This window comes from Brucella pituitosa (assembly GCF_965577835.1).
GTDB classification, from domain to species: Bacteria; Pseudomonadota; Alphaproteobacteria; order Rhizobiales; family Rhizobiaceae; genus Brucella; species Brucella pituitosa.
Map to the genome: position 1 here is coordinate 44956 of NZ_OZ264093.1, position 11746 is coordinate 56701.

Here is an 11746-nt window from a genome sequence, read left to right on the forward strand (position 1 = left end):
AAGGAGTATCGCAATGACACTGATTACCAGACGAAACTTCCTCGGCTCAGGCGCCATGCTTGGTCTGAGTCTTGCCGCAGGCGGATTCCCGCGCATCGCCAATGCGCAGGCCGCAAAAGAAATCACCGTGACTGCCTTTGGCGGCATATGGGAAGAAGCTGTTCGCAAGTGCTTTGTTGCACCATTTGAAGCCAAAACCGGCGCAAAAGCCAATGTCTCTCTCGGTGGCCCACCGCAATGGCTGGCGCAGGTCGAAGCGTCGCCAGCGAAACCGCCGGTCGATGTGCTCATCATGACGCCGGACCTTGCGTTGACCGCAGCAAGATCAGGTCTTGTTGACGACTTTACGGTCGAGAAGCTGCCGAACCTCGCGAAAATTCCTCAGCAGCTGACGGACTCAGTCGAGGGAAAAGGTACACTGTTCGACTATGGTGTAGCTGGCATCACCTACAATAAAGACCGCGTAAAAAATCCTCCAAAGTCTTTTGCCGAATTTGTCGACAGGGTTGCAGCTGGTGAATTCGTGGCCTCTATCCCGTCCATCAGCTATGCCGTCACACCGATCATGCTGATCTGGGCCATAGCCAAGGCATTTGGTGGCGGAGCTGACAACGTCGATCCGTTCTTCAAGGCCGTCGAGCGGATGAAGGACAAGCTCGTCTATTGGGCTGGACCGAACGATTTCTTCAATCATCTTTCTTCCGGCGAAGCGGATATCGGTATTTATTTCGATGGCCGCACCTGGAACCATTACGATGCAGGCGCAACTTGGATCGACTTCATCAATCCGGAAGAAGGCGGTTCACTCAACGGTCTGGCAGTCCAGAAGGCGAAAAACGCCAACCCACTCGCCTGGGACTATATCAATGAAGTGCTCGACGCAGCCAACCAGACGCAATTTGCCGACATCATGAATTACGGTGTCACCAATGTGGATGTGGTTTACAGCGAAAAGCTCAAGCCCCGTATCACGCCATGGCAGAAAACCGCCTTCCCGCCATATGAGCAAATTGCTCAGGTTCGCAATGAATGGGTGGATCGCTGGAACCGGGAAATCGGTCAGTAAGGTCGCGGAGCACGGATATGAGCCAGACAGAAACATCAAAGGTTACGACAAGAAAGGGGCTGGCACTACCGGGCTGGCTACTTGTCTTGCCTGCTCTGGCGTTCCTGCTGGCTTTTTTCGTCCTCCCACTGTTTGACAACAGCGTCCGCAGCTTTGTCGATACTGAAGGCGGTTTGACTTTCGCACGTTACGCCACGCTGCTGACCGATCCCTTCTATCTGCGCGTCATCGGTGAGACGATATTGCTTTCAGGTGGTGTGACGCTGATTTGCGTAATCATCGGCTATCCGGTTGCCTATTTTCTGGTGCGCAAAGCAGGCCGATGGGCTGGCTTGATTGTCTTTCTGCTTATCGCTCCACTCCTGACTTCAATCATCATGCGCACCTTCGGCTGGCAGGTTCTGTTTGCCCGCCGTGGCCTCATCAACAATCTGCTTGTCGACCAGCTCGGTCTCATCTCGGTTCCGTTGCGGTTCACCAACTCGCCGGAAATCACCATAGCCGCTCTCGTGCATGTGCTCGTGCCTTTCATGGTTCTTTCGATCAGCACGGTTTTACAAGGGATTGATCGCAGGTTGGAGGAATCCGCAAAAATTCTCGGTGCCGGGCGTCTGCGCACCTTCTGGGAGGTGACGTTGCCCCTCTCACTCGACGGCATCGGAACCGGCGCGATACTTGTCTTCATGATTGCCAATGGAAGCTTCGTAACGCTGGTAATGCTCGGCGGCGGTCTTCAGACATTGCCATTGCTCATTTACCAGCAATTCAACACCACACGTGATTTTGGCATGGCGAGTGCCATGAGTTCGATCCTTCTGGTGATCGCAGTTGCCTGTCTCTTCCTGCAATTGCGTCTCGTGCGCCGCCGGGGAGCTTAAACGATGAAACTCTTTGGCAAAGACTGGACAGACATTGCATTGACCACCTTCGTGGTCGTGTTCTTCATTTTCATGCTGGCACCCATTCTTGTTGTGGTACTCGTGTCCTTCACGTCTGCGGGCTATGTGGCCTTTCCAATTCCCGGATGGTCGCTCAAATGGTTTGCGAATATTTTCGCTTATCAGCCCTTCGTGGATGCCCTTATCGTCAGTTTTAAGATTGGAATCGGCGCGACCATTCTTTCCTGTCTGATCGGCATCCCCGCGTGCCTTTATCTGGCGCGTTCACGAACAGGCTGGGCAAGCGCCGTCATGGCGTTTCTGCTGTCACCTTTGTCGATGCCGATGATTGTGATTGGCTTCGCATCGCTGTTCTTCATGAGCAGGCTTGGGCTGGGCATTTCATTCAGCGCACTGTTGATCGCCCATACTATCGTCTGCCTTCCTTATGTCGTCCGCACGGTTGCGGGCGTTTATGGCAGTCTGCCCAAAAGCTATGAAGAAGCGGCCGCCATTCTGGGTGCCAATCCCTTGCAGGTCTTCTGGCATGTAACATTGCCGCTCATACGCCCCGGCATCATGGCTGGATCGCTGTTTTCATTTCTCACCTCGTTCGACAACTTGCCTGTGAGTTATTTCTTTGCCAGCGCAAGCACGAACACCTTGCCGGTTGTGATGCTCAGCTATCTCGAACATCAGTTCGACCCGACAATTGCAGCTCTCAGTACGCTGCAACTGCTTATGGCGGTTGCAACGCTCATCATTGTCGACCGCATCTATGGCATCAGAAAAATGACGGTGGCCGCATGACTTTTCACTTACCCATCGACCATGTTGTGGTTCTCACAGGCGATCTGGATGCTGCCGGAACCGCCTTTGAAAAAGCCGGATTCCATGTCACACCAATCGCAAAACACAGCGCTGCCATGGGTACGGCCAATCGCTGTGTCATGCTCAATGACACCTATATCGAAATCCTTGCAATCATTGAGAACACAGAAGCCAATGCCAAATGGCGCAAACTTCTCGAAAATGGTTCTGGATTGCATGGGATTGCGCTGCGCAGCAAAGATGTAGAGGCGGACGCTCAAGCCTTCAAAGATAAGAACATCGAAACTGAAGCGGTAAGGCACTTTTCACGACAAACCGACGCTGGCGAGTTACGGTTTTCGATAAGCCGTTTCAAAGATAGCGTTACCCCAGCCTATCAATGTTTGCTCTGTCAGCACCACACACCTGAACTTCTCTGGACATCTGACGCAATAGAACACCCCAACGGTGCGCAGCGTCTGATATCTGTTGCCGCACCGAACGTCTCGGAACTTGAAGTGCTATCCAGCGACAGCTTCGCAGATATACCGATATCGGCTGGAAGGGATCGCCTGACGATCAGCGGAAACAGTGATGCTGTTTTCGATTTACGGGAAAGCTGCGGATTGGAAATCGTGATGGTTCGCGCATGAAATCCTGGCCATCGAATAAACCTTCATCCTTGTGGATGTCGCTCTCACGCGAACAGTTTGAAGGTAATGTTCTTGAAGGTATTGTAAAAACCGAGATCGCGATCATTGGCGGCGGCATTGCTGGTCTTGCTGCAGCCATCGAGCTCGCGAGGCGTGGTCGCAAAGTCACCGTACTTGAAGCAACCAAGGTCGGCTATGGCGCTTCCGGGCGCGCCAACGGGCAAGTCATTTCGGCGCTGACACGCCATGGGCCCAATGCTTTACGGAATGTTTGGCCGGGAGAACAGGCGGAACGTTTTATCGAGCTTGTGAGGGGCGCTGCCGACAAGCTTTATGAACTCGCCAACCGTTACAGGATCGATTGCGATTTGAGCCGCGCTGGATGGCTGCAACCGGCACACAGTCCCGGCCGTCTCAAGCGCGTTTCCGCTCTTGCTGCACAATGGGCTGAGGCTGGTGCACCAACTGCCGTTGTTTCCTCTGATGATCTGGCAACCCGGCTAGGCACCGATACTTACCATGGCGGATGGGAGCATCGTGGCGGTGGGCACATAAACCCTTATGCTTTCACGGTGGGCCTTGCACGTGCCGCTACCTCAGAAGGTGTTGTGGTCTTTGAGCAAAGTCCAGCACTTAATCTCACGCGAGCGTCGACAGACTGGCTGATCAAAACCTCAAACGGCGAACTTCACGCAGAAAAAGTCGTGCTCGCGACCGCCGCCCACACCGGCAATCTCTGGCCCGAACTGCGTCGCTCCATTGTGCCGGTGACATCCTATCAAGCGGCAACCGAGCCGCTGGGTGATTTAGCGGATACAATCCTGCCCGGCAATGAAGCATCGTCAGACACCCGATTTGACCTTCGTTATTTCCGCAAGGATCGTGAGGGGCGATTGGTTTCTGGCGGCGCGCTCGCCATTCAGGCAGGTGCTGCGTATCGTCTGCCTGCGATGGTAGAGGGTCGGTTGCGCGCGCTCTTCCCTGACCTGCCAAACGGAACAGTGAAAACGTTCTGGGGCGGGCGCATCGCTATGACGGTGGATCGCCTGCCGCATCTGCATAGACGCGACGACGGTCTTTACAGCTGGATTGGCTGCAATGGGCGCGGCCTTGCACTCTCATGCGCTATGGCGGATGTAGTTGCCGACGCCGTTTGCGGCGTAGCGGATGACCAACTCGCCTTGCGTCCAACACCTGTGCCACAGGTCGCTTTTCACCCCATTGTTAGCCGAACGGCGCGCTTCATCCTGCCTTATATGCGATGGCAGGATGGCCGCGAAGTCTGACCAAAATTCCAAGGAAGCCCCATGCCCCGCGCCGCCGTTATTCAGCTCTTTCACGAAGCCAACGCGTTTACGCCGGTCAAGGCGAATTACGATGGATTTCTCTCAGCACAGTATTTTTGTGGCGAAGATGTGCGGCGAGAATTCGGCTCAACCAGCAACTGGCTGGGCGGTGTAACGGAAGCGCTTGATGAAGCTGGCTATGACATTGCTTACGGCGTTTGCACCGGATGCCTTCCGGGTGGAACGCTCGAGGCAGAAGGTTATCACCGTCTCGTGGCAGAAATTATTCAGTCGCTAGAAGACATTGCAGCAACGGCGCCCGTAGACGTCGTAGCGCTTCTGTTGCACGGCGCTCTGGTGGTTGAGGGCGTCTCCACGCCTGAGACAGATCTTGCCCGAAAGGTACGTGCAATTGTTGGCCCTCATGTCCGCATAGCCGTACCGCTCGATTTTCATGCCAATGTCGAACCGACGCTGCCGCATGTTGTCGATGTGGTGATAGGTGGCAAACTATACCCACATTCTGACACTCATGCGCGCGGCAAAAAATTGATGCAGTTGGCGCTTGACCCTGTGAGCTGGCGGACACGGCGCTTCCGCTTGCCAGTAGCAGCACCCATGAGCGCACAAACCAGCGATGCAGAGCCATTCAAAAGCCTGGTCGCACTATCCAATGACATCGAACACCGTGATGGGCTTGCCGATGTCGTTGTAATGGGCGGCTTTCCCTATGTGGATTCCGATGATGTTGGAAGCTCTGTTCTTGTAACAGGCACCGACGAAGAAGCCATGAAACAGGCCTATCGCGATATGGCAGAGGTCATCTGGCAAAAGCGCGAAGCGATTACCCGTCCCGCACCTTCATTCAATGCAATAGCGCCGGAGATCTATGATCGTGCCACCAAAGGACGTGTGGTCATTGGTGACGCCGGCGATAACCCCGGTTCAGGCGGGGTTGCTAATGTCGCCGATATTTTTGCAAGTCTTTCTGCGCAGGATCTGCCATTCGCAGCTGGTTTCATGATTGATGGCGAAGCGGTCTTGGCCGCGCAGGCGATTGGTGAGGGCAATCGCGGCAAAATCGCCATGGGGCGCTTGCAAAGTGGGGAGCCGTTCGTTGTCGATGCGCTTGTGGAACGCATCGCGGATGTTCGTTATCGCAATGAAGGCGCCAATCTGCATGGCGAACTGCTAGAGGGCGGTCTGGGCGCTGTTCTTCGTGTCCGCGATCACGGTCATATCGTTCTCGTCACCGAGCGCATTCAGGCCTATGACACGCAGGCTTTCCGTAGTCTGGGTATCAATCTCGAAAGCAAGGCGATCATTCACGTCAAATCGAGCAACCATTTCCGCACATCATTTACGCCGCTTGCAGAACAAGGTGTTTTTGTCGTCGACAGCGGCGGTTATGCTTCGACGGATGCGACCAAGTTCCCTTTCACAAAACGTGCTACCCGCATTCTTCCGCTTGCGTCATTCGACAAGAGCGAATGGGACCGTCAGGTCGCTGAAGAATGCGAGATTGCATTTCAGATCTTATGAAGAATAGCTTTTAACGATTTCACCACCTTTAATGACGAACTGGAGATGCTTGGCAAAGCTTTCCAGAACACCCTTATCCAGCGGATTGGCTGAGAGGACATTGAGATCGGCGCGGTAATTTTCCTTAACGTGGCCGATTTCATTCTCAAGCCGCACCAATTCCGCCGCCGTACTCGTTGCCGCACGAAGCAGGTCAAGCGGTGGTACAACGTCAGCACGCAAGGCAAACTCATGCAGCTGGCGCGAATGCATTGGCCCGATCAGATCGGTGCCATATGCCATCGGCACCCCCGCGCGATAGGCAAGTTCGACAGCATAAAGGCCCGAATCGAGCACCAGCCTGATCTTGTCCATCCGGTCTTTTGGGAAACCGCTTTCCGCGCCCACTTCCGCCAGCGCCCGGAAGCAAGAGAGCGTCGGCGTCAGGAAACTCCCAGCCTGCTTCATCAGCGCGACAGTCTCTTCATCAAGAAGATTACCATGCTCGATTGAACGCACACCGTTACGCACAGCGCGTGCAACCGAACGGGCGGTATAGGTATGTGACACGACATAAAGATCAGCCATATTGGCTTCATCGACGATTGCCGCAATTTCATCTTCCGAAAACTGATCCGAAGTGATGCGGTCGGTTGGGGAAGAAATACCACCATTAGCCATAATCTTAATGTGGTGCGCGCCGCGCCTGATCTCATCACGCGCTGCTCGGCGAACCTCATCAACACCATCGCAGCGCCTACCAAGGCTGACCTGCGCATAGGTTTCGTCAGTCCGATCCACACCCATGGCGCGATGATCGCCATGACCACCACTGGCTGAAAGCGCCTTGCCCCCGTAAAGAAGTCGCGGTCCCGAAATCAGCCCTTCCTCGACCGATTGTGCGAGACCAAAATCAGCACCACCGACATCACGCACAGTCGTGAAGCCACGAGAGAGCATTCCGTCCAGCACCTTTGCCGCACATGCTGCCACATACATCGGCGATTGACGCGGCAGCTCGCCCAGATTTGCAGTGTAGGCTGTTGCATGGACATGGGCATCAATCAGCCCCGGAATAACGAATGCACCTTTAAGATTAACCCGGTTTGCCTCGGAGTGTGGCAATTTTTCTTCGCTCACCTCGCGAATGAAACCATTCTCCAGAACAAGGCGCTGATCGGGGAGCACCTTGCCATTTTCAACGTCGACGACATTGGCATTTTCGATAATCGTAATCACTGCAATCTGTTCCTGTGATGAGACCTGGAAACTGCAAAAGCCGGACTGCACGACAGTCCGGCTTCAAGGCTTCTCGATCCGTTTACTTTTCCGACCAGCCGACGCGGTTAAGGAAGAGGTTCTCATTTGGCAGGGGCGCGAATTCCACATTCTTTGCCGCACCGTAAAGCACTGATGCCTGATAAAGCGGAATGATATAGTTCTCTGCGGCTACGATCTCGTGGACGGACTTGTAGAGTTCGAGACGACGTTCTGGGTTGATGACTGTTCGCGCCTCGTCCAGTGCTTTGTCGAGACGCTCATCCTTGATCGTCGACCAGCTGCTCGAAGAATGCAGAAGCGGATAGAGCGTGCCATCGGTATCCTGACAGCCACAGCTCCAGCGGCCAAAGGCCGCCGAAGGGATCGTATCGGCACCAGACTGCATCTGCTGCATCCAGTTGCCCATATCGGTGGTAGCAATTTTGACGTTGAGGCCGACATCATTCAGCATCTGTTGGAGGGCCTGCACGACACGCTGATCATAGGTCGGCGTGGTGAGCAGAGTGATTTCGGTTTTGGCCGCATCACCAACTTCCGCCACCAGCTCCCTGGCTTTCTCAGGGTTATATTCTGGAGCCTTTATGCCCTCAACAAACCCAAATGAAACCGGAGACGTGAGCTCGTCAATCGGAGCATCATAACCACCCAGAATGCCCTCGACGATGCCCTGTTTATCAATGGCATGGGCAATTGCCAGACGAATGCGAGGATCATCAAGCGGTGCTTTGTTGATGTTGAGCGAGAAGAAAGCAATGCGTTCACCGCGAACCGGCAATACCTTGCCCTGCCCCGATGCTTCCAGTTGAGCGGCAAGATCATTATCGAGATTGCTTGCGAGATCAGCCGTTCCGGCCTGTAAGTTAGCAATGCGGGTTGAACCATCTGGAACGGCTCGGAAGGCCACTTTCGGGAATTCACCCTTCGTGCCCCAATACTCGTCATTGCGCGCGAGCAGTACTTCAACGCCACGGTTCCAGTTCTCAAGCTTGTAAGGACCAGAGCCCACAGGCTTGACGTTGAACTCATCCTTGCTGACCTTCTCCACCACATGCTTTGGTACGATGGAAAGCTTCGTCAACTGTGCAAGCAGAACAGGATAAGGGCCCTTGGTGGTAACAACGACAGTCGTATCATCCTTGGCAACCGCATCACTGATTTGATTGAACTGGCCAATCTGTGGGCTGGCGAATGCCGGGTCGATAATACGTTTGATGCTGAAGGCAACGTCCGCAGCGGTCAGTGGTGTGCCATCGTGGAACTTCACATCGTTGCGGATTTTGAATTCGACTTCCGCATCGGAAAGATATTTCCACTCAGTGGCGATTTGCGGAGCGATCTCACCTTTATCGTCACGCGTCAGCAGATTGTCGAAAATATTGCGATAGACATTGAAGCTGTCGGTATTCCACTGCACATGCGGATCAAGTGAGCTCGGCTCAGCAATGAAATCCACCGCCAGCAGGTCCTTCGCGCTAGCACTATGTGGCTGAACAGCGAGTGCTGTCGCGGCAAGCAGCGCGGCGAAGAGTGCGTTTTTAAAGCGCATCGAGTTTTCTCCCGTAGGGTTCCCCGGTTTTTCCGATTGAACGATAAGCAGATTGCAACCCAAAAATACAATTTGACATCTCAGTTTTTTGTTTTGCAATATTAATATCAAATACTGTCACTTTACGGGAAATCGTGCAACCAGCGCATTTTCTAAATCTGCATGCAATTGAAAAATGCCATTTCAATTTTGTGCATCGAAGAGAAACAGTTGATTTATGGGAATTGTAGAGGCAACATGCTCCTGTTTCCTCTGGAGAGCGATACGGAGATAAATTCTTCACTCCGGTGATCCGGAAAAGAAAATCTGTTCTTTTCTTTAGCATAGAGAAATTTCAAAATATGAAACTGAGAGGTCAGTTATAAATGTTGGATAACGATGCCTATACATCGCCTGTATCGCTCGAGGGCAAGGGAGATCTGGCGGAAAAGGCACTGCGAAATGCGATTGTAAACTGTGTTCTCGCGCCGGGTGAACGGCTGTCGGAATCCGCACTTGCAACCGAATTCGCACTGGGACGCGGTGCACTGCGTTCGGCACTCGCGCGCCTTAAAGCGAGTGGGCTGGTATCGTCGTCAGCGCGAAGCGGCTGGGTTGTCACTCCAATTTCTGCGGGCGAAATCCGCGAATTGAGTGCGGCGCGGCGACATCTGGAGCCATTGCTTTTCGTAGCGGTACTGGATGAGGCGTCTATTCAGCGGCTGAATGCGCTGGGTGAAATGCATCTTGCACTCACACAGCGCAATGAACTTGGCGGCGATATCCTTCCGACCATTCGCCGCTATGAGCGCGAAATTTTGGAATTGTTCGCCAACCGGCTCAATATGCCGATTGTTGCAGGCTGGCTGACCGACCTTTGGGATCGTGCCGTACGTCTGGTTAACTTCTTTGAGAAGACCGGACGCGTCAGACTGATCCCCGCCAACCGTTCGCTGTTGATCCGTGCGATTATCGAGGGGCGAAAGGGCGAAGCGCTGGAACTGTTTGGCGCAGCCAACACCGCGCTCGAAACCTATCTGCTCGACCGCTTCCTTGAATCGGAAGCAATGGTCAGCGCAAAACCCGCCCGCCGCAACGCGGGCAAAAGCAAAACCGGGAAACAACCTCGTCCAGAATCACATTTGGATAAACCAGGGGCATTATAAATATGGAAGTAGTGAGCCGTTCGATCCGTTCCGTCATTGCAGGCCTCGTTCTGGCCTGTTCACCGCTTACAATGACTGCAGCCTTTGCCAAGGATCAGCTCGTCATTGATCTTGTGAACGAGCCGTCATCGCTCGATCCGCACAAGCAATGGAACCCGGACAGCTACTACGTCTATCGCAATGTTTTCGACAATCTGGTCACGCGCACTGATGTCGGCGAAATCGCGCCGCAGATTGCCACTGAATGGAAATATAATTCTGACACGGAAATCGTCTTCAAGCTGCGCGATGATGTGAAATTTCATGATGGCTCGCCACTGACGGCGAAGGATGTTGCGTTCAGCATCAACCGCATCATCAACCCGGCCTTCGCAAGTCCACAGCTTGGCCAGTTTAATAAGATCGTATCGGCAGAAGCCACCGGCGATAACGAAGTCACTGTGAAAACCGACGGTGCTTATCCAGCGCTTCTGGCACAACTCGTCAAACTCTCCATCGTTCCGGAAAAGGTTGTTGAAGCAAAAGGCGACGACGCCTTCAATGCGGCTCCTGTCGGCTCCGGCCCTTATAAGTTCGTGAACTGGCAGCGCGGCGTTGCGGTTACGCTGGAACGCAATGACGACTATTGGGGCGAAAAGGGCGCGTTCAAAACTGCCGAATTCCGTGCTGTTCCCGATGCGGCCACCCGCATCGCCAATCTGCAATCGGGCACAACCGATCTTGCGGTTGGACTTGATGCAGATCTCGCAGCACAGATCGAAGGTTCTGCCAATGCCAAGCCATTGTCAGTGCTTACAGAGCGTGTGGGCTATGTAAAGCTTAACCCGAACCTTCCTCCATTCGATGATAAGCGGGTCCGCGAAGCCGTTGCTCGTGCAATCGATAAGGAAGCGATTACCGAAGGGCTGCTTGGAGGCGTTGATAAACCAGTCGCACAAATGGCGACTCCCGCACATTTTGGCTATGTCGAAGGCATTGAGGGCTATGCTTACGATCTGGAAAAGGCCAAGCAGCTTATCAAGGATGCAGGCGCAACCGGTAAGGCAGTGAATTTTGCTACCGCCCCTACATTCGACCAGCGCATCGTGCAGGCAGTGGCGCAGATGGTCGGCGAAACGGGGCTTACCGTCAATATCGAGATGACCGATATGGCGACCTATCTGAAGAGCGCGCAGAGTGAGCCGAAAAGCCAGCCTGCCATCGCTTTCGGTCGCTGGTCTTGCGCTTGCCAGGATGCGGACGGAGTGCTCTTCCCGCTGCTTCATTCATCAAGCTCGTGGTCATCCACGAACAATCCGGAAATCAACAAGGCGCTGGAAGCCGCACGCGGCACGCTGGACGAAAAGACCCGCCTTGAGAATTATAAGACCGTCAGCACTTTCGTAGCCGAGGAAGTGCCGCTTGTGCCGCTTTATCAGGCCGCGATCATCTATGGCGCAGCAAAACAGCTTCAGTGGAAACCGACGGCCAATGAAAGCCTCTTCCTGAACCGGATGAGCTGGCAGGACTAGAGCACCAAAGGTCGGCGTATAACTGCGCCGACCTGCAATAAAAATAACA

General features: G+C 53.9%; 10 protein-coding genes. 8 read left to right on the top strand and 2 right to left on the bottom strand.

Annotated features, from left to right (window positions below; translation table 11 throughout):
• Positions 1-13 precede the first annotated feature (13 nt).
• Genes ACSME1_RS11530 through ACSME1_RS11555 form a run of 6 tightly spaced genes read left to right on the top strand, consistent with a single transcriptional unit; the run spans position 14 to position 6235 of the window.
• On the top strand, positions 14-1066 hold the full coding sequence (locus ACSME1_RS11530) for an extracellular solute-binding protein (protein ID WP_105706084.1): 1053 nt from the start codon (positions 14-16) through the stop codon (positions 1064-1066).
• 17 nt (positions 1067-1083) lie between these two features.
• Entirely contained in the window at positions 1084-1944 is an 861-nt protein-coding gene (locus ACSME1_RS11535) for an ABC transporter permease (RefSeq protein ID WP_024898038.1), read from the top strand.
• Positions 1945-1947: 3 nt separating this feature from the next.
• Positions 1948-2754: an ABC transporter permease gene (locus ACSME1_RS11540; protein WP_024898039.1), complete on the top strand. Its 807-nt coding sequence runs from the start codon at positions 1948-1950 to the stop codon at positions 2752-2754.
• Positions 2751-3407 (top strand): VOC family protein, encoded by a 657-nt coding sequence (locus tag ACSME1_RS11545; protein ID WP_024898040.1) that lies wholly within the window; start codon positions 2751-2753, stop codon positions 3405-3407. Before ACSME1_RS11540 ends, ACSME1_RS11545 begins: the two co-directional genes overlap by 4 nt.
• Positions 3404-4693 (top strand): NAD(P)/FAD-dependent oxidoreductase, encoded by a 1290-nt coding sequence (locus ACSME1_RS11550; protein WP_024898041.1) that lies wholly within the window; start codon positions 3404-3406, stop codon positions 4691-4693. The genes ACSME1_RS11545 and ACSME1_RS11550 overlap by 4 nt, the downstream gene beginning before the upstream one ends.
• 21 nt (positions 4694-4714) lie before the next feature.
• Positions 4715-6235, top strand: a complete 1521-nt coding sequence (locus ACSME1_RS11555) for a M81 family metallopeptidase (protein WP_024898042.1) — start codon at positions 4715-4717, stop codon at positions 6233-6235.
• Here the strand turns inward: ACSME1_RS11555 and ACSME1_RS11560 are convergent.
• Positions 6230-7453 carry a metal-dependent hydrolase family protein gene (locus ACSME1_RS11560; protein ID WP_084486819.1) on the bottom strand — a complete coding sequence of 408 codons (1224 nt, stop codon included), beginning with the start codon at positions 7451-7453 and terminating at the stop codon, positions 6230-6232. The two genes, ACSME1_RS11555 and ACSME1_RS11560, sit on opposite strands and share 6 nt — an antisense overlap.
• Positions 7454-7535: 82 nt before the next feature.
• A complete protein-coding gene (locus ACSME1_RS11565; protein ID WP_105706083.1) occupies positions 7536-9041 on the bottom strand; it encodes an ABC transporter substrate-binding protein in 1506 nt (501 codons plus the stop codon).
• A 365-nt stretch (positions 9042-9406) separates the two neighbouring features.
• On the opposite strand from ACSME1_RS11565, the gene ACSME1_RS11570 reads away from it, so the two are divergent.
• Complete coding sequence (locus ACSME1_RS11570; RefSeq protein WP_105706081.1) at positions 9407-10186, top strand: GntR family transcriptional regulator; 780 nt, start codon at positions 9407-9409, stop codon at positions 10184-10186.
• A gap of 2 nt (positions 10187-10188) precedes the next feature.
• Positions 10189-11697, top strand: coding sequence for an ABC transporter substrate-binding protein (locus tag ACSME1_RS11575; RefSeq protein WP_100556713.1), 1509 nt, complete (start codon positions 10189-10191; stop codon positions 11695-11697).
• Positions 11698-11746: the final 49 nt, after the last annotated feature.